This is a genomic window from Aestuariivivens insulae (assembly GCF_022662195.1).
In the GTDB taxonomy this organism is placed as follows: Bacteria; Bacteroidota; Bacteroidia; order Flavobacteriales; family Flavobacteriaceae; genus Aestuariivivens; species Aestuariivivens insulae.
Genome location: NZ_JAKMCS010000006.1, coordinates 251,272 through 272,470, shown reverse-complemented (window position 1 = coordinate 272,470; position 21,199 = coordinate 251,272). Strand labels below are relative to the sequence as shown.

Sequence of the window (21,199 nt, the reverse complement as noted above, 5' to 3'; positions counted from 1 at the left end):
GAATCCATGAGAAAAAAATTAAAAAAGAATCACTAATTTTAACACTCAAATGAAACGATTTTTGGCACTTTATTTACACTGCTCACTTTCATCCGGCACGGGTGGTTCACTTTAACCGAATTTTCCACCTGTCACTTGAATATCCCATAGTGGTAAAAACCGATAAAGCAAGGCTTACCATTGGCACAAGGGAAGAGTTCCTATATAGAAGGTTGGCCATTCAGACAGCCCTTAAAAGGGCACAGGTTGGGGCAACCTATTCCAAGTCAGGAAAAGGGCAAAAGCGTAAACTAAAGGCCGTAGAAAGGCTTCGCAAAGCAGAAAGCAATTATGTGTCACATCGCCTTCATGTGTACAGTAGGAGATTGATCGATTTTTGCATCAAACATCAAGCTGGAACACTTATTTTATTAAACCATGAGGACAAGGCAGGCATAGCAAAGGAAGAGATGTTTGTACTGAGAAACTGGAGCTATTATGATTTAATGTCCAAAATAAAATACAAGGCCGAAAAAGCCGGTATTGAACTTATTATAGACTGACCGATTTGGTCATGAGGGTGCTTGTACACCCATAAGGTGAGGTGGATAACCGCACTCACTAAATGCGAACAGCATATACAACGCGTGGGCTCTCTTATTTTCTCTTGCCTAATTATTCCTATCCCTAATCGATTACTTTATTATATCAAATATAACAGCCCCTTTCAATATGCTCCCGTTAATCTGTGAGGAGCATATTGAAAGGGACTTTTTTAGGCCTAAAAAATATTGGTTTTGGTTTGTTTGCCCTCAAGTTGTTCTTTACTCTCAAACCTGTTTAATAGGTTTTGAATATCCTCACTAATTTTCGTCTCAATAACCCGTGCATAAATCTGAGTAGTCGATAACTTGGTGTGTCCTAAAAGCTTTGATACGGTCTCTATTGGAACGCCATTACTAAGGGTTACAGTAGTGGCAAATGTATGCCGGGCCATATGAAATGTGAGATGCTTTTTTATACCACAAGAATCAGCAATCTCCTTTAAATAGCTATTCAACTTTTGATTTGATATCTTAGGCATCAATTTTCCCGAATTTCGGGTTCTTGCATGACTTTTATATTTCTTTATAAGGTCATTTGCTTTAGGCAGTAAAGGAATTTTTATAGGAATCTTTGTTTTAGTTCTTACTGCCATGATCCATTGATTTCCATCAATTCCTATTACAATATTATCACTTGAAAGTTCTATAATGTCTATATACGACAATCCTGTATAACAACTGAATATAAATAAATCTTTAACCACTGTTAATCGCCCAATAGTAGAATTAAAACCCAAAACTCGTTGGAGTTCTTCTTTAGAAAGAAACTCTCGTTCTTTTTTTTCAAACTTAAGTTTAAACTTAACAAATGGATCTCGCTCAATCCATTCTAAATGATATGCAAGCGTAACCATTTTTTTTAATCTCTGAATATGCTTCATGGCTACATTATTGCTAATCTCACCTTGACTCGGCCTAGACCGATATGAACCAAGAAAGCTTTCAAATCCTATAATAAATTTGTAGTCCAAGTTTTGAAGATACATATCAGAGGTTTTATACTTTTCAGAAACGTAAACGAAAACATATTTTTGGGTAGTTTCAAATTTACCCATTGTACCTTTAGATAATTTATGGGCCATTGTTTGGTTATGGTACTCAAAAATATCTCTAAGGGTATATATTCTCTTATCCTCTCCTAAATACCTTGCCTTAACAAGTTCGGCCGAAGGAAGTCTTAATTCCTGCTTTAAGTCTTGATAGCATCGATGGAGGTCTGACTTAATCTTTGCTAACTCTAAGTTCAACTTTCTGGAAGCTGCACCTGAACCTTTCATTTTTTGGTTTTTGGCATCCCAAGCATTTACATCTACGATTTGCTTTAAACTAATGTTACTTTTTTTGCCATTTACTGTAATTCGAACATAAATATTGGTCTGATTACTTTTGGCTCGTTTAGCATATATCCAAAAAAGTACTGAAAATGTTGTTGAGGCACGCATAGCTGTCGTTGTTAGATTGTTAAACATTCTTTTAAACGAAAGTCAAATCAACTATGTGGGATATCAATTATTGGGTTAAATCGAAAACTGTTGACGATTAAAAAATGACTGTTGACGATTTGTGAACTTTTAAAGTTAAAAAATATTCTTTTAACTATTTGCTCAAAAACGACAAAACCCCACTAAATCATATATTTAGTGAGGTTTTGCTTCTATTTGTGCTTTTACTAAGCGGTCTGGACGGGACTCGAACCCGCGACCCCCTGCGTGACAGGCAGATATTCTAACCAACTGAACTACCAGACCGTTGCGTTATTGCGGATGCAAATATACACGCCTTTTTCAATATGTCAAATCTTTTTTAAAGTTTTTTATCCAATAATTTTGTTACGCGAACTTTTGGCGCTCTATCAAGTACGTTGTCAAGATGTTATTAAAATCTTTATTTATATCTGCTTCCACATATTTTATCTTGTACTGTGCACATTTTAAGCGTAACGCTTCAAAATAGGCACTTACCGATTGACTATAACTTTCCTTAATGGTATCGGCATATAAATTAATATGCTCACCTGTTTCCACATCTATATAACGCTTGGGATTGTTATCAAAATCAAATTGCAGCTCCTTAGCTTTATCAAATACATGGAACAGTATCACTTCATGCTTATTGTATTTTAAATGCCTTAAGGCTTCAAATAACCGCGTATCATCTTCAGACGTTTGAAACATATCGGTAAACAAAAATATCATGGAACGCCGATGTATCTTTTCGGCTATTTCATGTAGATACCTATAGGTTTCGGTTTGCTTGTTAAGCGCTTTAGAAATAACCGCTTCACTTAAATGGTTTAACAACATTTGATGGTGGCGCTCGCTGCCTTTCTCTGGCGCATAATAATCATACGCATCACTATAAATACTCAAGCCCACAGCATCGCGTTGTTTCTTTAAAATTTGCATCAACGCTGCGGCGGCCAATACCGAAAAACCTATCTTATTTAAATTATCAATAGCAAGCGAATCGGTTTTTGGGTAGTGCATCGAACTGCTATTATCCAAAATAATATGGCATCGCAAATTCGTTTCATCGTCATAACGTTTGGTGTACAACTTATCGGTTTTAGCAAACAGCTTCCAATCGATATGGCGCGTACTCTCTCCCCTGTTGTATATTTTATGCTCGGCAAACTCGGCAGAAAACCCGTGAAACGGACTTTTATGCATCCCGGCAATAAACCCCTCTACCACTTGCTTGGCAAGCAGCTCCAAGTTTTTAAACCCTTCGGCTTTATTAAGTTCGTGTTGAAGTTCCACCAATTAAATTTATAAACTTTTAAACAACCGAATCAACAATACCATACGCCACCGATTCTTCTGCACCCATCCAATGGTCCCGGTTAAAATCCTTTAGGACCTTATCAAAATCCTGCCCGCAATTTTCGGCCAAAATTTTGGCGCTTATCTCTTTTGTTTTTAAGATCTCCTGGGCCGTAATTTCAATATCGCTGGCTTGTCCGCGTGCGCCTCCACTAGGTTGGTGTATCATAACACGGGCATGGGGCTGTATAAAACGTTTTCCTTTAGTCCCTACCGATAATAATATAGACCCCATAGAGGCGGCTAAGCCTGTACAAATAGTAGACACATCACTCTTTAGCGATCGTATACAATCGTAAATAGCAAATCCCGAGGTAACATACCCCCCCGGACTGTTAATATATAAATGAATATCCTTAGTTTCAATAGCATCGAGGTATAACAATCTATCTATAACATGTTTTGCCGAGTCATCATCTACCTGTCCCCATAAAAACACTTTACGCTCTTCAATAAACTTGCTATCTATTACATCTTGTACTTTCGACTTTTTACTCATATGTTTTAAATTTTCGTGTATTTATATGTGTTGCCAGCCCTTCTTTCAGGCTGGCTTAAATGGTTATACTTCAACTGCGGCCAGCACAGGCTTGTAACATCCATAAAGCATTCAGCTATATGCCAAAATTTTTAGCTTGGGATGTTTCAATTCATCTAAAATAAAAAAAGGTTTGCCAAAACGGCAAACCTTTTCCATTTTCTTTTTCTATATAAATTATAGAAGCGAATCTATCGCATCTGTATAAGCATTTTTAGGAGCTACGCCCACTTGTCTTCCAACAACTTCCCCGTTTTGAAACACTAGTACCGTAGGAATGTTACGAACACCGTACTTAGCAGCAAACTCTTGGTTGGCATCAACATCTACTTTACCTACAACAGCTTTACCATCATATTCATCGCTAATTTGCTCAATAATTGGTCCAACCATTCTACAAGGCCCACACCAAGCAGCCCAAAAATCCACTAAAACAGGTTTATCACTTTTCAAAACCGTTTCTTCAAACGTTGCATCTGTAATTTCTAATGCCATAATATTTTTATTTTATTCTTACTTTATTTTAATTTCACAAAATTAGTCAAAAAAAACTCTAAAGCTTACAAAGTAACAATTTGTTTTGCTTATAGCTAGATTGCATTGCTTTATTCATGTTTTTTTGGCGCATAAACCAGGCTATCCACTATATCTTTATGCGAAACAGTCCCGAGCTTGGTTCATACTCCTCTATTACATCATATATATTAAAACGTAACAATCCTAAACCTTATTTACTGCGCATAAAGGATGCCGTTCCTATCCTTTGCGCAAGAAGTCACTCAAGTAAAAGCAACCAAAAAGTTGCGTATTAAAAATATTTACCCTAAATTAGCAACTGTAAAGTTGCATATTAATCAAAAAAACGAAACAATTATGAACGATGTCATTACAAAAGAAGCCCTTTTCAACCATCCCATAGACAAAGTATGGAATGCCATTTCTAAGGCAGAAGAGATTTCCACTTGGTTCATTAAAGCCGACTTTAAGGCCGAGAAAGGCTATAAGTACACATTTACCTCAGAACCTAACGAAAAAGGATGCACAACCATTAGCGGAGAAGTTAAGGAAGCCAATCCCTATACACTGGTTTACACGTGGATTGTCGCAGATACCAAGGTGGAGACTACCGTAAAATGGAAACTGGAGACTACCCCAAATGGCACAAAACTACTATTGGAACACTCGGGCATATCTAACTATCAAGGAGAAACTGCCATTAAAATGTTCGAGAGTTTTAACGGCGGCTGGAACAATTGTATTAAGGAACTATTGGCATACCTAAAAACCGAAATCCATGCAGGATAAAATCACCAAGCTATTTAAAGCCATAGCAGATCCCACAAGGCGTGATATTTTTCACGCCTTGGTTATCGCTGCATCGGCACTTTCCATTTCCCAAATTTCAAATCAGTTTGATATGACCCGACAGGGGGTCACCAAACACATTAAAACCCTAGAAGACGCCGGACTCATCCATATAAACATTAACGGCAGGGAGCGCTATTGTACCGCCAACCCCAAAGCACTTCAAGAAGTAAACAAATGGCTGAAATTCTACGAGCAATTCTGGGACGACAAACTAAGCAGTTTGAACACTTATTTAGATAATAAGGCCTAATTCAACTTAAAATGCACGTGTTGCGCTTTCAAAGCGTTTAACAATTCCTTACAAACCATAACCTTCTACTTTCTACTGGGCATGGTCAATTCTATTTTTTTTGGGCGCACCCAAGGGACGGGCTGTCACTACTCGCTCTTTTCAAGGAGCTCAAACACATCGTTCCATCCCTTGCGCATTTAGGACCTTTATTGAAAACCATCCAAACATTACAAACTAGAATTTTTAAATAAAATATCAAAATTATTTTTTTTGTTAGGATTCCTTACTATATTTGCCTCATTAATTAACATTTAAATATAGTATTATGAGTAAATCCATTTTTTATCATGCCGGTTGTCCTGTTTGTGTTAGTGCAGAACAAGACATTGTAGAGCTAATAGGCACCGAACACGTAGAAATTGTACACTTTGGCGAAGATGCCTCTAGAATTCCAGAAGCGGAACAAGTGGGCGTAAAATCGGTTCCTGCTTTGGTCACCCCTAACGGCAATGTCTTACACATTAACTTTGGTGCTTCAATAGAAGCTGTTAAAGGGTAATACAAGCATTCCAAAGTCCTTTTTAATCTAAAACCTATAATTATGACAGTTTCAGTATGGGATACATATGTTAAAAGAACCGATGGTAAATTAATGCATTTTGATATTCTAGTACCAAGCACATTAAATGACGAGCTAATCATTTTAAATTTTGGTAAAACCTATCTAGAAAATAAACGGTTTAAAACAGAGAACATTTCAATAAAAGCATGTAATTTTTGCCATATAGAACGCGCTACAGATACTGTATTGCAGGATCTAAAACATAAAAGGTTTTCAATTATTGAATTGGAGAATTGCCATTAGTTTAATTAGGATCACTAACTTTGCCTATTGGTTAATTAATCAATAGGCTTTTTTATGGGCGATAGCATGTTTAATCCAGAGCACCAACAAGCAAACCTATCCAGCAAGATTGTTTCAGGGCTGGAACGTATTTCTGAAGCTTTTAAGGTCTTGCTTTGGGAAAAGGCAAAACAATTGGGGTTAAGCCCCATACAAATACAAATACTCATTTTTATAAACTACCATAACATTAAATTATGTAACGTAAGCCAATTAGCTAAGGAATTTAACCTCACCAAACCCACCATAAGCGATGCCGTTAAGGTATTGCATAACAAGAAATTGATTAAAAAAGAGTATTCCTCATCAGACAGCCGTAGTTATGCCATTCAGTTAACAGATACGGGGAAAAATATAATTTCTGAAACCGAAAACTTTGCCTACCCTATAAAAGAACAGATCGACACCATAGAACAAGACAACTTAGAGCAAACTTTTAAAGCACTTAGTCAACTTATTTTTAAACTTAATAAAATTGGTGTTTTAACGGTGCAACGTACTTGTTATGCCTGCAAATTTTATCAAAAAAATGACAATACACATTTCTGTAATTTATTGGAAAAAAAACTTTTAAATTCCGAAATACGTATCGATTGTCCCGAGTTCGAAAACACCTAAGCTTAATTCAACTTAAAATGCACGTGTTGCTCCGTCAAAGCGTTTAACAATTCCTGACAAACCTTAACCTTCTGCTTTCTACTGGGCATGGTCAATTTTATTTTTTCCTTGGTATCGTAAACCAAGAAGTTTAAGGCTTGATTGCCAGGATGCATTTTTAGCAGTTCATTTAAGGCTATTATATTTTCTTCCTTTAAATCGTTAATATCAACTTGTATGGAAAGCTTTTTGGCATACTGTTCCATAACATCGTGCAACAACTGGAAATTATTAAACTGCAACCTGGGATCGCTTTTCTTACCAGTGTCTTTGTTCACCCAACCTTCACGTACAAAAGTCTTAACAAACACAAAGTTATTATTCATTAAGAAATGTCTAAACTTCAAGTATTCTTCACCAAAAATCCTAAACTCATAACTATCGGTATAATCTTCAATGGTAAACAATGCCCATCCTTTACCTTGCTTGCTTACCCGGTGCTGCACATCGGTAACCACGCCACCAAATACCAATTCGCGGTTAACATAAGGCTCTAAATTATTAAACATAGCCACCGTAGCATTACAAAAGGTGTTCATTTCGGTCTTGAAATCATCCAAGGGATGCCCAGAAATATAAATCCCTACAACCTCACGCTCTTTACCAAGCTTTTCCATAGTGCCCCACTCTTCGCAAGGTGGCACTTCGGGCTCAGCTATTTCAACACCTGAAGCCTCTCCAAACAAACTCACCTGTGCCGAATTTTCATTCTCCTGGTGCTTGGCGCCATATTTAATAGCTTTTTCCAAGAAGGTAATACCGTCACCATCATCATGGAAATATTGTGCACGATGGGTATCGCTAAAGCAATCGAACCCGCCTGCCAAAGCCAAATTTTCGAAAGCCTTTTTATTGGCTGCACGCAAATCGATACGCTTGGCCAAATCGAAAATAGACTTATAATGGCCATCTTCTTTTCTATTCTCAACAATAGTCTTTACAGCACCATGCCCCACACCTTTTATGGCTCCCATTCCAAAACGTACCGCATTGTCCTGGTTTACCGAAAATTTATAATACGATTCATTAACATCTGGCCCAAGAACGTTTAACTTCATACGTTTACATTCCTCCATAAAAAAGGTCACCTGCTTGATGTCGTTCATGTTATTGGAGAGTACCGCCGCCATATACTCTGCCGGATAATGGGCTTTTAAATAGGCCGTTTGGTAAGCTATCCATGCATAACAGGTAGAATGTGATTTGTTAAAGGCATAACTCGCAAAAGCTTCCCAATCCTTCCATACCTTTTCCAGTACTTTGGCATCATGGCCATTGGCACTGGCCTGCTCAATAAATTTGGGCTTCATTTTATCTAGTACGGCAATTTGCTTTTTACCCATAGCCTTTCGCAGGACATCGGCTTCACCTTTGGTGAAATCGGCCAGCTTTTGGGACAGCAACATCACCTGCTCCTGGTAAACCGTAATACCATAAGTCTCCTTAAGGTATTCTTCCATAGCCGGCAAATCGTATTCTATCTCTTCATCGCCATGCTTTCTACGTACGAAACTAGGAATGTATTCCATTGGCCCCGGACGGTAGAGCGCATTCATCGCAATTAAATCCTCAAAGACCGTAGGCTTTAAATCGCGAAGGTGTTTTTGCATTCCAGGGGATTCGTATTGGAACACCCCAACCGTTTCACCACGCTGGAACAAGGCATAGGTTTCTTCATCATCCAACGGGAAATTTTCGGGATCTAGCAGGATGTCATGCTTGGCTTTTACAATTTTAACCGTGTCCTTAATTAAGGTCAAGGTTTTTAAGCCAAGGAAATCCATTTTTAACAACCCCGCCGATTCTACCACAGAGTTATCGAACTGGGTCACGTATAAATCGGAATCCTTTGCGGTAGACACTGGCACGAATTTGGTAATATCGTCTGGCGTGATTATAACCCCGCAGGCATGGATGCCCGTATTACGCACCGAACCCTCTAAAACTCTTGCAAGGTTCACAGTTTCAGACTCCAACCCTGCGCCTTCAGCAATATTTAAAAGCTCATTCACTTTTTCCAATTCTTCAGCTCGGAATTTTTGTGACAGTGCTTTTTCATCTAAACCAAATATCTTATTCAGTTTAGACATGTTGGGTATAAGCTTAGCAATCCTATCGGCATCAAATAATGGCAAATCCAGTACACGTGCCGTATCTCGAATGGACGATTTGGCGGCCATGGTACCATAGGTTATAATCTGCGCTACCTGATTGGCCCCGTATTTTTCGATTACATAATCCATAACGCGGCTTCTGCCTTCGTCATCAAAATCGATATCGATATCGGGCATACTAACACGATCTGGATTTAAGAAACGCTCAAAAAGCAGATCGTACTTTAAAGGATCTATATTGGTAATCCAAAGACAATAGGCCACTACCGAGCCCGCCGCAGATCCACGCCCGGGCCCTACCGACACGTCCATATTTCGGGCTTCACGTATAAAGTCCTCTACAATCAAAAAATAACCCGGATACCCCGTATTTTCAATAACGCTCAATTCAAAGTCGAGACGTTCTTTTACCTCATCCGACAAATCCTCGCCGTAACGCTTCTTGGCCCCTTCGTAAGTCAGGTGACGCAAATAGGCATTTTCCCCGCGTTTGCCACCATCAACTAAATCTTCTTCATGTTTAAATTCATCAGGAATATCAAATGCCGGTAACAAGACATCACGTGCCAATTGATAGGCTTCTACCTTATCGACTATATCCTGAACATTAAAAATGGCTTCAGGAACATCCCGAAACGATTGTTTCATTTCTTCCTGAGACTTGAAATAATACTCTTGGTTGGGTAATCCGTAACGATACCCCCGACCTCGACCTATAGGCGTTGCTTGTTTCTCGCCATCCTTAACACAAAGCAAAATATCGTGCGCATTGGCATCGTCTTGGCTTTGATAATAGGTGTTGTTTGTGGCAACTAACTTAACATCATGTTTTTTAGCCAAACTAATTAAGGTAGGGTTAACCCTATTTTCATCTTCTTGGTTATGGCGCATCAATTCGACATACAAATCATCTCCAAACTCATTTTTCCACCACAACAGGGCTTCCTCGGCCTGGTTTTCACCTACGTTCAACACCTTACTGGGAACTTCACCATATAGGTTTCCTGTAAGTGCGATTAAGTCTTCTTTATACTGTTGAATTAATTTTTTATCGATTCGAGGCACATAGTAAAACCCATCCACAAAAGCATGTGATGACAGTTTTGCCAAATTATGGTACCCATTTTTATTTTTAGCCAACAGCACTATTTGATAGCCATTGTCCTTTCTGGTTTTATCTTGATGGTTCTCACAAACAAAAAATTCACAGCCTACAATAGGTTTTATAAGCTTTTTTTCAGAAGTTTCCCCTTTGGCTTCGGCTTCTTCTATACTAGATTTAATACTACTGTTTTGCTTGTTTACAGCATTCACGAAGTGAAAAGCCCCCATCATATTAGCATGATCGGTTAAAGCTACAGCTGGCATATTATGTTCTGCTGCCGCTTCCACCAAATCGGAGACGCTCATAGTTGATTGTAACACCGAAAACTGCGAATGGTTATGCAAATGCGCAAAATTGACATCGGCTAAATCGGATACATTCTGCTTGATTTCTTCCTTTGAAATTCCAGTATCTTCCTCCTCCTTTAATCGCTCTCGTATTTTAGCACTCTCTTGTTTTAAATTGATGTGCTTTAAACCAATAAGCTGAATGGTATTGGGGTTTGCTTCCGAAAACTTTTCAAAATAATCCGGTTCAACATCCAAGGCTTCTTTAGTGTATTCCCCCAAACGTACCAACTCCAAAAAGCAACGTGTGGTTGCTTCAACATCGGCCGTGGCGTTGTGGGCTTCTGCAAAAGGCTCGCTAAATAAGTACTCGTGCAATTCGGTAAGGGTAGGCAGTTTGAACTTACCACCACGACCTCCGGGAATTTTACATAATTCGGCCGTATGTTCTGTACAGGTATCCAATACCGGGAGCTCCTGCAATGGGTTGGCCACATCACCACGCACAAATTCTGCCCCCATAATATTAAGGTCGAACTTTACGTTTTGCCCCACAATAAATTTGGCCTTTCCTAATACGGCATTGAACTTCTCTAAAACTTCGGCTAAAGGCACCCCTTGCTCTTGGGCCAATTCGGTAGATATACCATGTATCTTTTCGGCATCGTAAGGAATATTAAATCCTTCCGGTTGTACCAAATAATCCTGATGATCGATACAATTCCCCATAGCATCATGTAATTGCCATGCTATTTGTATACATCTGGGCCAGTTATCGACATCGGTAATTGGAGCGTCCCATCGTTTTGGTAATCCGGTAGTTTCTGTATCGAAAATTAAATACATAAGTAATTGTCTATCTGTTGGTTTATTTATTCGTTAAGAGCAAAAACGAAGTGTATAAAAATACACAGATTTTATACTTTTCAACAATGAAGTTATAAAGAGTTTTAAACAGGTTATAACTTGTAACCTTTTTAGCGCGCCATGTTCTGGCACGTCCAAGCCAATTCTCACATAAAGCACTATACCCCAAAGCATTAATATTCCATATTAAAATAAAAGAAACCCAAAACCTGACATATATCATAGTTTAAAGCCTCTTAAATTTTTATTTTCCATAAATCTTATCATTAACACATATCGTCATGAAAAATTTAAAGCTCATCGTTAACTTGATAGTAATTACATCAAGTTTAATGTTTTTCCAATGTACAAGTGATTACACCGCAATTCCAGGTCAAGATGGTATCGATGGGGTTGACGGGGTTAATGGCGTTGATGGGATCGATGGGGTTGGTGTTCAACAATGTATTGACTGCCACGCCAGCGAACACAGAAACGAAATAAAAGATGCTTATGTTCTATCCGGCCATGCTACCGGAACTTCCTGGGCAAGAGGAGAGAGTGGCAGGTGCGCCCGATGCCATAACAATGAAGGTTATATAGATTTATTATCGGGAATGTATATTGAGGTTGATGCCAACAACGATCCTGTTTTAGACCAATATGGAAACGAAATTCCTTCGGCAAATTTTGATGGTTATCAAGTGTCACATAATATAACATGTACCGGTTGCCATGCTCCCGAAAAAGGTCATAGATCTTTTGATTTTGAAAATGATGGCAATGACTACGCCTTGAGGAATATTCATCCCATTAATTTATATATAGACCCAATGGTCTCTCTTGATATGACTAGTAACGCAGATCCTTTAGGATTAAGCAATACCTGTATAAATTGTCACCAACCAAGAAATTCCTACCCTATTCCATCTGGAACAGGCGATGTTACCATCACAAGTAGGCGATTTGGCCCACACCACGGCCCACAATCAACAATGCTGGAAGGTATCATGGGAGCCAACATAGCCGGTACCACTGGTTATCCTGGCAGAGGAACTGCAGCTCATAAAACTGGCGCATCATGTACATCATGCCATATGGGTGAAACTACCGATGGCACTGATGGTTCACACACCTGGGAACCAACTTTAAACACTTGTGTTGAATGCCATAACAACATGACAGCAATCCCAGAACAAATTACAGCATGGACAAATTATCAAACGTTACATGACCTATTAGTCACTAAAGGATATATTTCTGAAAGCGGAAGCGTACAAGGCGGTAATGGAGGAAATGCAAGTAGCTCAAACCCACTTGTAGTCCCTGTAAGCCATGCTCAAGCCATTTGGAATTACAAGACTTTGGAAGAAGATCAAAGTAATGGTATTCACAATCCAATATATGCCGAGGCATTGTTGAAAAATTCAATTGAAGCCCTACAAAATTAATTAATAGTTTATTAAAAGTTTTGAATACTTCATTGTTAAAAATTTAAAATGAAAAAAATGAAAAAACTATTAAAAATAGTTCTCCTTAGTAGCATGCCACTTTTGATGTTCTCATGCTATTACGATGAGTTTCCTGAAGCTGTGGGTCAAGATGATGTGGTTATCCCTCCTGGAACGGTAGTTTCTTTTGCCGATGATATTGCACCAATATTTGTAACATATAATTGTACGCAATGCCATAATCCTTCCGGGCAAAATCCAGATTTATCACCTGGAAACGAATACGCCTCTTTAACTTCAGGATATGTTAATCCCGGTAATAGCAGTACAAGCAAACTATACACTCAATTGGCAGATAACGGCCATAGAAACGTAGATGCTCAATCGATAGCTTTAATTAAAAAGTGGATAGATGATGGTGCCGAAAATAACTAACCCTAAAGACGTTACAATGAAAAAGTATAAAATATTACTGTTTGTCTTGTTAATTATTCCCGTTATGTGTTTTTCGCAAAAAAAAGCTAAAGACTCCATTGTAGAAAAACCTGCGCGTCCTGCTTTTGAAAGTGCTACGCTAATTGATAATGCCTCTAACGTACTATTCAATAAAAACACTTTAGAGGTCATTATGCAACACAGGTTTGGGCTTATAGAGGAGGAAAATTCATTAGCTGGAATTTATGGCGCAAATTCAAATATTAGAATTGCTTTGTCTTATGCCATTTTAGATTGGGTAACCGTAGGATATGGTATTACCAAAAAAAATAGAATGAGCGACTTTAATTTAAAAGTTGGTTTATTAAATCAAACACGATCTGGAAGTATGCCCGTAAGCATGAGTTATTATGGAAACATAGCCATTGATGGTCGGTCTTTTGACGTGAAATACCCTAATGGCGACTATATACCTCCTGATGCCGACAACGGTCCCTTTTTAAAAAAACAAGACCGGTATTCTTACTTCCATCAGCTAATTATTGCCAAAAGGTTTAATTCAAAGCTTTCGCTACAAATCGCACCAAGCTTATCTCATTTTAATGCCGTAAACACTGGAGATGAAAACGACCGATTTTCCGTAGCCTGTGGTGGACGATATAAAGTGAGTTCCCAAACGGCCCTAATATGCGATGTTAGTATGCCCATAACCCAATTAAATGATAACAAATACAACATTACTGGGTTTAGTTTTGGCGCAGAATTTTCTACGTCGGCCCATACGTTTCAAATTTTTATAACCAACTTCAATGGTATATTACCTCAACAAAATTATATGAAAAACACCAACGATTTTCTTAATGGCGGGACTTTAATTGGATTTAATATTACCCGAAACTATAATTTTTAAGATATGATGAAAAAGAAATCTGGGAGAAAAAATCAACTTTCTAGAAGAGGCTTTTTACCAATTTTTGGAGGTAGTTTATTGTTGCCTTTTTTGGGAATAAGCAGTCCATATAATAGTTCCATTAAAACCCAGGATGAAGAAGAATACCAAACCTTATTAAAACCCGATGGCACTGTTGTAAAGGTTAAGATAAGTACGATAAAAAAATCAAAAATTATCAAGAAAGATTTATCTAATAGATCCTTTCTTAAATGGCTAGGAAAACACCAGTAAAGTAGAGCTGAAACTTCATTTATTATGGAACATAATAAAAAAAACTCCAGACGTAAATTTCTCAACAATGGCCTTAAGTTAGGATTTGTATCTGCTATTGGAGGTCTTGGATTATCACACCTTTCAGAAAAATTAAACGCTTCAAATAAAACCAATAGCGAGGATAAGGTAGAATTAATGACTACAGATGGTTCATTAATTCAAGTAGACGCCTCGGATGTAGTCGCGGTAAAACATGCCGATCATCATGACACCAAATATAATGTACGCGAAGGTATACCCAATCGTAAATTTGTTATGGTGATTGATTTGGCCAAATGTAAGAATGCTTTAAAATGTGTAAGCGCGTGTAATAAACACCACTATGTTACAGGTGAAAATGCCTGGCTTAAGGTTCACAAAATGCAAGAATCTAAAGATACAGCACCGTACTGGATGCCAAGAACTTGCATGCATTGCGACCAACCAGCTTGCGTTACGGTTTGCCCTGTCGATGCTACATTTAAAAGAAGGGATGGATTGGTGTTAATTGACAATGAACGTTGTATAGGCTGTCGTTTTTGCATGGCGGCTTGCCCCTATTCCATACGGGTTTTTAATTGGAGCGAACCGGAACAAGGTGAAATGAGTGAAATTACACTTAATATGATGGATATGGGCCATGAAAATCCATCTATTGAATACGCAGGTGTCCCCAGCAGAAAAGGTACTCCGGATAAATGTGACTTTTGCCCTCATCAAATTCATGAAAACAAATTACCTCATTGTGTAACAGCTTGCCCAAACGGTGTATTTTACTTTGGGGATAAATATGAAGATACAGTAACCAATGGAGAGGAAACATTGCGTCTTACCAAACTACTTAAGGATAAAGCAGGTTATAGGTTATTGGAAGAATTGGGCACCGCTCCCAGCGTTTACTATTTACCTCCAGTAAATAGATTGGTCGATTTTGATAAAGGCTTGGAAAACTACAGCGAATTTGAATCGGTTGAAAAGCCCAAATCTGTTGAAAAGCCTGAATAATTATGAAAAATCATAACACCCTTCTGGACAATTTAGCACCCCGAAAATTTGGCAACCGGGGTACAATTTGGGTTATTTTTTTAATTATTGTTATTGTACTTGGGTTAATCGCATATATCGATCAAGTAAGAACTGGGCAGGTCGTTACAAACATGCGAGATTATGCCCTCTGGGGCATCTATATTTCAAACTTTGTCTTTTTTGTGGCGACAAGTTTTGTAGGGTCTGTTACCGTAGCTATTTTAAGATTAACAAACAACTCCTGGAGAACCCCTTTAGTTAGAATCGCAGAAATCATAACGTTTACATCTATTGTAATGGCCGGCTTAACCATTATGATAGATATGGGACGTCCAGACAGATTGCTAAATCTATTTATCCATGCAAGACTACAATCTCCTATTACTTGGGATGTTATTATTATTCCAACAACTATAGCACTAAGTTTTCTGTTATTATATTTTCCGCTATTACCCGATTTGGCAATACTTAAAACTTTCTATAAAAAGACAAAACCAAAATTTAGTAAATGGTACGGAAAACTTTCTTTAAACTGGACTGGAAGTGAAAGCCAAAAAGCGATACAAGAAAAATCCATTAAAATTATAGCCGTATTAATTATCCCTGTTAGTATTATATTACAAACCATCGATGCATGGTTATTTTCTACCACTTATAGAATAGGATGGGACAGCACCAATATGGGAGCTTATTTTATTTCAGGAGCATTTGTTGCTGGCTTAGGAGCATTGGTCACTATGGTTTTTATTATCAGAAAGGTGCGAGGTTTAAACAATTATATTACAGACTATCATTTTGATAAACTGGGTAAATTTTTGGCTCTAGCTTGCCTAACCTACCTTTATTTTAATATCAATGAGTATTTAATCCCCATATTCACAGCTCCTGTTGAAGAAGACATCCATTTAAATTCCTTGGTTTTTGGTGAATGGGCTCCCTTATTTTGGTTTGCCCAAATTATTGGTCTATTGTTACCCCTAGTTATTTTATTATTCAATAAAGGAAGAAAGCCTTTACCTATGTTTTTTGTGGGATTAATGGTGGTTATTGGTTCCTGGTGGAAACGCTATATAATTGTCATCCCTACGCTTTTGCATCCATTTTTACCTATAGAAGGCGTTCCTGAATCTTGGCATCATTATTTTCCCAGTGCTCATGAGTGGATAATCACCATTGCTACTTTAGCTATGGCTTTATTAATTATTACATTATTCGTTCGTTATTTACCCGTGATCCCAATTCAAAGAACTGCAGACGAAAACAACATACCAAGCATTAAGAAAAATACAGAATCATGAGAAATATGCTAAAATATCCTTTTGCTTTTCTGGTATTTACCACAATCTTTATAACCGCTTCCGGGCTACATTCCATTTATGCACAAACCGCCGAAAAAAATGCTGTAAGACTAAAAATAGATTACACTAAAATTATGGATAGTGTATCCTTTTTCAACATAAAAGCATTTTCAAGAGTAAATCGGGAAAATATTGATGTTCCTAATATTGATTTAACCATTTTTAATGAATTAGATAACGAAAAAATAAAATTAGGGACCACAAAAACCGATATGCACGGAGAATGCAAATTTGTTTTGAAGGATTTCAGCACAATTAAATCAGACACGACCAGCACTTATCATTTTGTGGTTACATTTAAAGGGAGTGATGCATATAAAAAAGCCTCCAAAAGCATTAGCTTTAAAGATGCCTCCATTAAAACAAAATTAAAAACCAAAGACAGTATCAATTACATAAGCGCCACACTTAAAGAGACTGAAAAAGATAGCGTATTAAGTGATCAATTACTTAATGTACAAGTGCAAAGGTTATTTAAATCTTTAAAAATTGGCAAAGAATTTAATATGACCGATGAAAACGGATCAATTACTGTAGCTGTCAACAATGACATCCCCGGCATTGATGGGAATTTGATTATTGAAGTTGTATTGAGCGATAGTGACGAATACGGAACCGTAAAAGCACTGGCACATGCACCATTTGGCACTCCAATAATAGAGGACACTACATTTGATGACAGAACTATGTGGTCACCAAGAAATAAAACACCATTGTTTTTATTACTATTTCCTAATCTGATAATTATTGGGATATGGGGCATCATTATATATTTATTTGTCAACTTATTTAAAATATCTAAATCTTAATTTTTGAATTATGAAAACATTAAAAACATTAACACTTATAGGCATTTTTTTATTTAGTTTATATTCTTTCACATCAGTTTTCCAGGACGATTGGAAGGTTCCTGAAAAATATGTTAAAATGGAAAACCCAACCGACCCTGAAGAGGATCTAGCCATTGGTAAATCGTTATACAACAAACATTGTAAATCTTGCCATGGCAAAGAAGGGTATGGCGATGGACCTAAAGCAACTGAAATGACTGGTGATTTGGGAGACTTTTCCAGTGAAGAATACCAAGAACAAACAGACGGAACTTTATTTTATAAAACATCATTTGGAAAAGATGACATGCCTGAGTTCACAAAAAAAATGCCAGACGATGAAGACAGATGGCTCATAGTAAATTACATGAGAACCTTAGCCGAATAACTATTTTTTCTTAGATTTTTAAAAAACCGAACCTACCGTTCGGTTTTTTTTGTAGTCGTACTTTTTTCAAACAACACATTAATAACAACCATCAAAATCCTAAAAAGTCAAACATGACATATGTCATTAAATATTAGACTTTTAGATGTTATATTTAGTAATCTAGATGGCTATTAGTTTAATTAATTACATGAATCATGGAAGACAATGAACACAAAACAGACTCTAGAAGAGGGTTTTTAAAAAAAATATCTACCGGAAGCATTCTTGCGGCATCAGGTTTAGCGTTTAGTTCACTTTCATCTTGCAAGAACAAATCGACTGAGAAAACAACCTTATTAACTCCCGATGGCAAACTTGTTCAAGTGCCAAATTCAGAAATTGAAGCTATGGAGCATTTGTATCATGGGGCCCCTCCAAAAGAAGCCCGAAAGGGTATTCCTGGTAAAAAATTTGTAATGGTTGTAGACTTAAGTAAATGTAAGAATGCCAGAAAATGTGTTCAAGCCTGTGACAAACATCATAACCTAACTCCAGACAGGCCTTATATAAAGGTTCTTGAAATGCAAGACAATGAAGAATCCTCACCTTATTGGATGCCAAAAAAATGCTTCCAGTGTGATAACCCCCCATGTGTAAAAGTTTGTCCCGTTGGCGCCACTTTTAAACGTACAGATGGCATTGTGCTCATTGACAATGAACGTTGTATAGGTTGCCGCTTTTGCATGGCTGCCTGTCCTTATTCTGCAAGGGTATTCAATTGGGGAAATCCTCCTGAAGGCAAACTAGATATTCCTTATTCGCCCGAAACCAGCCTTCCCAGCAAACATGGCACCGTTGCTAAATGTGATTTTTGTCCTGATATGCTTCGTCAAGATAAGCTACCCCATTGTGTTTCTGCATGCCCCAATGGTGTCATTTATTTTGGAAATGAACTTGAAGACGCTGTAACAAATGGGGAAGAAACAGTTAGGTTAAGTACCCTTTTAAGAGATAAAGCCGGTTACCGATACATGGAAGAACTTGGAACAAAACCCCGGGTTTATTATTTACCGCCTGTTGACCGACTATTCCCTTTTGAAAAAGAAAATTCTGAAAACAAAACGTCATGAGCAAGCAAGGCGAACATAAACAAGAGTTTAACGACAGAAGAGAAAAAGATCTGTTAAGACATATTTTAAAAACCTCTCTGAGTTATAAACTATGGGTAGGCTTTTTAATTCTTGTCATCCTAATAGGAACGTATGGCTATTATCGACAGTTAAAATACGGATTGATAGTTACTGCAATGAGAGATTATACTTCATGGGGCATTTACATATCTAATTTTGTGTTCTTTGTTGCAATTAGCCTAGTAGGCTCTTTATTTAGTTCCATTTTAAAGCTCAATAAAAATGAGTGGTCAAAACCCCTTACAAGAATTTCTGAAATCATTGCCGTATCGGCCATTATATGTGCCATTGTAATCATAATTGTTGACATGGGAAGACCAGATAGATTCTTTTATGTTATTAAATATTTAAGAATTCAATCGCCTATTATATGGGATGTCATCATTATTTCTACCTACTTGGTGATAAGTTTAATATTACTATACACGTCGCTACTTCCTGATGTTGCCCTTTGTCGCGACCGATTAACAGCGGTTCCTAAATGGAAAAAAAAGCTATACCGAATTATGGCTATTAATTGGCACAATGACCCAAAGCAAGTGGCCATGCTTCAAAAAGTGACTAAAATTTTGGCCATTTCGGTACTTCCTGTGGCATTTGCCATACACACCGTTACATCATGGCTATTCGCAACCACCTGGCGCCCAGGATGGGACAGCACCAATTTAGGACCTTACTTCGTTTCGGGTGCATTTATGGCCGGTGCCGCTGCCATTATAATAGCTATGTACTTTATAAGGAAGTTCATAAATCTTAATGCTTATATCACAGAATCCCATTTTGATAAAATGGGCAAACTTTTGGTTTTACTGTCATTAGTGTATTTATATTTTAACATTAACGAATATCTAGGGCCTGCATTCAAAATGGTTGGTGTTGAAGGAGAACATATCACTGAATTGTTTGTAGGCAAATATGCTCCAATGTATTGGTTTGTCCAGTTAGGTGGTCTCGTATTACCAATTGTATTATTACTTTTTAAAGGCATGCGCAGGTCGTTACCTATAAGCATAATTTCTACATTTATAATCTTAGGAGCTTGGTTTAAACGATTTTTAATAGTTATTCCATCATTACAGCATCCTTATTTACCAATACAAGGTGTAGATGAATCTTACTTGCACTATAACCCTACTTGGGAAGAATGGACTATTACACTTGCTTCATTTGCTTGGTTCTTATTAATTATTACAGTTCTTATTAAACTATTCCCCATTATACCAATTCAAAAGCATGAACATGTTTCGAAACGTCATCCAATTCTAAATTTTCAAAAATGAAAACAACGATTATTAATATCATTTGGATTTTAAAAATATCATGGTCGCTACTATTTATTTTTTTCAACTTTCATATGGTTTTAGGTCAGGAAGATGAAAGTATGGAAGATGCAAAAATAGCGCTCGACTTTGTTGCCGATACAGATTCTAAATTTATTGTAGCTACAGCAACCAATAGCAACAATGAACCAATTGAAGATCTTGAACTTTATTTTTATGTAAAGAGATCCTTTAGCAATTTACCAATTGGAGACATATTTAATGCAACCGATGAAAATGGCACGGTAAAAATTGAGTTTCCTAATGACCTTCCTGGCGATTCCGAAGGCAATGTCACCATTTTGGTTAAAGTAATTGATTCCGATCTTTATAACGACCTAACTATTGAAACCATAAAAAAATGGGGAGTTCCCTCACTACCACCAGATCAATTTCAAGAAAAAAGATCTTTGTGGGCCGCCGCAGCAAATGCTCCTATCCCACTTATACTTATAATTAGTGCATTAATTTTTTCTATTTGGTTTATTATTTTCTATATCATTTATATGTTCTTTAAAATAAGCAAAATAGAAATCATAAATTCAAAATCATACTAAAC

Annotated in this window: 21 protein-coding genes, 1 tRNA gene and 1 pseudogene; 17 read left to right on the top strand and 6 right to left on the bottom strand. The window is 37.3% G+C overall.

From position 1 onward, the window contains the following. Positions 1 to 128: 128 nt before the first annotated feature. Positions 129 to 542: pseudogene (locus tag MR062_RS09985) on the top strand (hypothetical protein); the annotation flags it as partial. A gap of 218 nt (positions 543 to 760) precedes the next feature. Here the strand turns inward: MR062_RS09985 and MR062_RS09980 are convergent. From MR062_RS09980 to trxA, 5 genes are all read right to left on the bottom strand, one after another. Beyond that, positions 761 to 2,053, bottom strand: a complete 1,293-nt coding sequence (locus MR062_RS09980) for a site-specific integrase (RefSeq protein WP_242204014.1) — start codon at positions 2,051 to 2,053, stop codon at positions 761 to 763. 205 nt (positions 2,054 to 2,258) lie between these two features. After that, positions 2,259 to 2,332 (bottom strand) — tRNA-Asp (locus MR062_RS09975). Positions 2,333 to 2,413: 81 nt separating this feature from the next. Next, positions 2,414 to 3,343 carry a DUF58 domain-containing protein gene (locus MR062_RS09970; protein WP_242204013.1) on the bottom strand — a complete coding sequence of 310 codons (930 nt, stop codon included), beginning with the start codon at positions 3,341 to 3,343 and terminating at the stop codon, positions 2,414 to 2,416. Between the two features lie 19 nt (positions 3,344 to 3,362). Beyond that, positions 3,363 to 3,905, bottom strand: coding sequence for a ClpP family protease (locus MR062_RS09965; RefSeq protein ID WP_242204012.1), 543 nt, complete (start codon positions 3,903 to 3,905; stop codon positions 3,363 to 3,365). A 216-nt stretch (positions 3,906 to 4,121) separates the two neighbouring features. Continuing rightward, a complete protein-coding gene (gene trxA / locus MR062_RS09960) occupies positions 4,122 to 4,439 on the bottom strand; it encodes a thioredoxin (protein ID WP_167917628.1) in 318 nt (105 codons plus the stop codon). Positions 4,440 to 4,691: 252 nt separating this feature from the next. Between trxA and MR062_RS09955 the strand changes: the two genes are divergently transcribed. The 5 genes from MR062_RS09955 to MR062_RS09935 all read left to right on the top strand — a co-directional run bounded on the left by MR062_RS09955 (position 4,692) and on the right by MR062_RS09935 (position 7,066). Then, positions 4,692 to 5,249 carry an SRPBCC family protein gene (locus tag MR062_RS09955; RefSeq protein WP_242204011.1) on the top strand — a complete coding sequence of 186 codons (558 nt, stop codon included), beginning with the start codon at positions 4,692 to 4,694 and terminating at the stop codon, positions 5,247 to 5,249. Then, positions 5,239 to 5,562 carry an ArsR/SmtB family transcription factor gene (locus MR062_RS09950; protein WP_242204010.1) on the top strand — a complete coding sequence of 108 codons (324 nt, stop codon included), beginning with the start codon at positions 5,239 to 5,241 and terminating at the stop codon, positions 5,560 to 5,562. Before MR062_RS09955 ends, MR062_RS09950 begins: the two co-directional genes overlap by 11 nt. Positions 5,563 to 5,869: 307 nt before the next feature. Continuing rightward, positions 5,870 to 6,103 (top strand): thioredoxin family protein, encoded by a 234-nt coding sequence (locus MR062_RS09945; RefSeq protein WP_242204009.1) that lies wholly within the window; start codon positions 5,870 to 5,872, stop codon positions 6,101 to 6,103. Positions 6,104 to 6,145: 42 nt separating this feature from the next. Continuing rightward, on the top strand, positions 6,146 to 6,409 hold the full coding sequence (locus MR062_RS09940) for a DUF2024 family protein (RefSeq protein ID WP_242204008.1): 264 nt from the start codon (positions 6,146 to 6,148) through the stop codon (positions 6,407 to 6,409). Positions 6,410 to 6,463: 54 nt separating this feature from the next. After that, positions 6,464 to 7,066: a MarR family winged helix-turn-helix transcriptional regulator gene (locus MR062_RS09935; RefSeq protein WP_242204007.1), complete on the top strand. Its 603-nt coding sequence runs from the start codon at positions 6,464 to 6,466 to the stop codon at positions 7,064 to 7,066. Between the two features lie 2 nt (positions 7,067 to 7,068). On the opposite strand, the gene dnaE is transcribed toward MR062_RS09935, so the two are convergent. Further along, complete coding sequence (dnaE, locus tag MR062_RS09930; RefSeq protein ID WP_242204006.1) at positions 7,069 to 11,457, bottom strand: DNA polymerase III subunit alpha; 4,389 nt, start codon at positions 11,455 to 11,457, stop codon at positions 7,069 to 7,071. Between the two features lie 302 nt (positions 11,458 to 11,759). Between dnaE and MR062_RS09925 the strand changes: the two genes are divergently transcribed. The 11 genes from MR062_RS09925 to MR062_RS09875 all read left to right on the top strand — a co-directional run bounded on the left by MR062_RS09925 (position 11,760) and on the right by MR062_RS09875 (position 21,197). Then, positions 11,760 to 12,908 carry a hypothetical protein gene (locus MR062_RS09925; protein ID WP_242204005.1) on the top strand — a complete coding sequence of 383 codons (1,149 nt, stop codon included), beginning with the start codon at positions 11,760 to 11,762 and terminating at the stop codon, positions 12,906 to 12,908. Between the two features lie 57 nt (positions 12,909 to 12,965). Then, the gene (locus MR062_RS09920; RefSeq protein ID WP_242204004.1) at positions 12,966 to 13,343 is read left to right on the top strand and encodes a hypothetical protein; all 378 of its coding nucleotides are present in this window, start codon (positions 12,966 to 12,968) and stop codon (positions 13,341 to 13,343) included. Positions 13,344 to 13,359: 16 nt separating this feature from the next. Continuing rightward, positions 13,360 to 14,253 carry a DUF5777 family beta-barrel protein gene (locus MR062_RS09915; protein WP_242204003.1) on the top strand — a complete coding sequence of 298 codons (894 nt, stop codon included), beginning with the start codon at positions 13,360 to 13,362 and terminating at the stop codon, positions 14,251 to 14,253. Between the two features lie 3 nt (positions 14,254 to 14,256). After that, complete coding sequence (locus tag MR062_RS09910) at positions 14,257 to 14,526, top strand: hypothetical protein (protein ID WP_242204002.1); 270 nt, start codon at positions 14,257 to 14,259, stop codon at positions 14,524 to 14,526. Positions 14,527 to 14,550: 24 nt separating this feature from the next. Further along, positions 14,551 to 15,552, top strand: a complete 1,002-nt coding sequence (locus tag MR062_RS09905) for a 4Fe-4S dicluster domain-containing protein (RefSeq protein ID WP_242204001.1) — start codon at positions 14,551 to 14,553, stop codon at positions 15,550 to 15,552. 2 nt (positions 15,553 to 15,554) lie between these two features. After that, positions 15,555 to 16,871: an NrfD/PsrC family molybdoenzyme membrane anchor subunit gene (gene nrfD, locus MR062_RS09900; RefSeq protein WP_242204000.1), complete on the top strand. Its 1,317-nt coding sequence runs from the start codon at positions 15,555 to 15,557 to the stop codon at positions 16,869 to 16,871. Next, a complete protein-coding gene (locus tag MR062_RS09895; RefSeq protein WP_242203999.1) occupies positions 16,868 to 17,740 on the top strand; it encodes a hypothetical protein in 873 nt (290 codons plus the stop codon). The genes nrfD (MR062_RS09900) and MR062_RS09895 overlap by 4 nt, the downstream gene beginning before the upstream one ends. A 10-nt stretch (positions 17,741 to 17,750) precedes the next feature. Further along, complete coding sequence (locus MR062_RS09890; RefSeq protein WP_242203998.1) at positions 17,751 to 18,149, top strand: c-type cytochrome; 399 nt, start codon at positions 17,751 to 17,753, stop codon at positions 18,147 to 18,149. 197 nt (positions 18,150 to 18,346) lie between these two features. Further along, positions 18,347 to 19,261 (top strand): 4Fe-4S dicluster domain-containing protein, encoded by a 915-nt coding sequence (locus MR062_RS09885; protein WP_242203997.1) that lies wholly within the window; start codon positions 18,347 to 18,349, stop codon positions 19,259 to 19,261. After that, positions 19,258 to 20,601 carry an NrfD/PsrC family molybdoenzyme membrane anchor subunit gene (gene nrfD / locus MR062_RS09880; protein WP_242203996.1) on the top strand — a complete coding sequence of 448 codons (1,344 nt, stop codon included), beginning with the start codon at positions 19,258 to 19,260 and terminating at the stop codon, positions 20,599 to 20,601. The genes MR062_RS09885 and nrfD (MR062_RS09880) overlap by 4 nt, the downstream gene beginning before the upstream one ends. After that, positions 20,598 to 21,197 (top strand): hypothetical protein, encoded by a 600-nt coding sequence (locus MR062_RS09875; RefSeq protein WP_242203995.1) that lies wholly within the window; start codon positions 20,598 to 20,600, stop codon positions 21,195 to 21,197. Before nrfD (MR062_RS09880) ends, MR062_RS09875 begins: the two co-directional genes overlap by 4 nt. The last annotated feature ends 2 nt before the right edge of the window (positions 21,198 to 21,199 follow it).

Coding starts and splice junctions, on each gene's coding strand:
- MR062_RS09980 (WP_242204014.1), bottom strand. CDS start 2,053: ATGTTTAACAATCTAACAACGACAGCTATGCGTGCCTCAACAACATTT.
- MR062_RS09965 (WP_242204012.1), bottom strand. CDS start 3,905: ATGAGTAAAAAGTCGAAAGTACAAGATGTAATAGATAGCAAGTTTATT.
- trxA (WP_167917628.1), bottom strand. CDS start 4,439: ATGGCATTAGAAATTACAGATGCAACGTTTGAAGAAACGGTTTTGAAA.
- MR062_RS09955 (WP_242204011.1), top strand. CDS start 4,692: ATGCCGTTCCTATCCTTTGCGCAAGAAGTCACTCAAGTAAAAGCAACC.
- MR062_RS09950 (WP_242204010.1), top strand. CDS start 5,239: ATGCAGGATAAAATCACCAAGCTATTTAAAGCCATAGCAGATCCCACA.
- MR062_RS09945 (WP_242204009.1), top strand. CDS start 5,870: ATGAGTAAATCCATTTTTTATCATGCCGGTTGTCCTGTTTGTGTTAGT.
- MR062_RS09940 (WP_242204008.1), top strand. CDS start 6,146: ATGACAGTTTCAGTATGGGATACATATGTTAAAAGAACCGATGGTAAA.
- MR062_RS09935 (WP_242204007.1), top strand. CDS start 6,464: ATGGGCGATAGCATGTTTAATCCAGAGCACCAACAAGCAAACCTATCC.
- dnaE (WP_242204006.1), bottom strand. CDS start 11,457: ATGTATTTAATTTTCGATACAGAAACTACCGGATTACCAAAACGATGG.
- MR062_RS09925 (WP_242204005.1), top strand. CDS start 11,760: ATGAAAAATTTAAAGCTCATCGTTAACTTGATAGTAATTACATCAAGT.
- MR062_RS09920 (WP_242204004.1), top strand. CDS start 12,966: ATGAAAAAACTATTAAAAATAGTTCTCCTTAGTAGCATGCCACTTTTG.
- MR062_RS09915 (WP_242204003.1), top strand. CDS start 13,360: ATGAAAAAGTATAAAATATTACTGTTTGTCTTGTTAATTATTCCCGTT.
- MR062_RS09910 (WP_242204002.1), top strand. CDS start 14,257: ATGATGAAAAAGAAATCTGGGAGAAAAAATCAACTTTCTAGAAGAGGC.
- MR062_RS09905 (WP_242204001.1), top strand. CDS start 14,551: ATGGAACATAATAAAAAAAACTCCAGACGTAAATTTCTCAACAATGGC.
- nrfD (WP_242204000.1), top strand. CDS start 15,555: ATGAAAAATCATAACACCCTTCTGGACAATTTAGCACCCCGAAAATTT.
- MR062_RS09895 (WP_242203999.1), top strand. CDS start 16,868: ATGAGAAATATGCTAAAATATCCTTTTGCTTTTCTGGTATTTACCACA.
- MR062_RS09890 (WP_242203998.1), top strand. CDS start 17,751: ATGAAAACATTAAAAACATTAACACTTATAGGCATTTTTTTATTTAGT.
- MR062_RS09885 (WP_242203997.1), top strand. CDS start 18,347: ATGGAAGACAATGAACACAAAACAGACTCTAGAAGAGGGTTTTTAAAA.
- nrfD (WP_242203996.1), top strand. CDS start 19,258: ATGAGCAAGCAAGGCGAACATAAACAAGAGTTTAACGACAGAAGAGAA.
- MR062_RS09875 (WP_242203995.1), top strand. CDS start 20,598: ATGAAAACAACGATTATTAATATCATTTGGATTTTAAAAATATCATGG.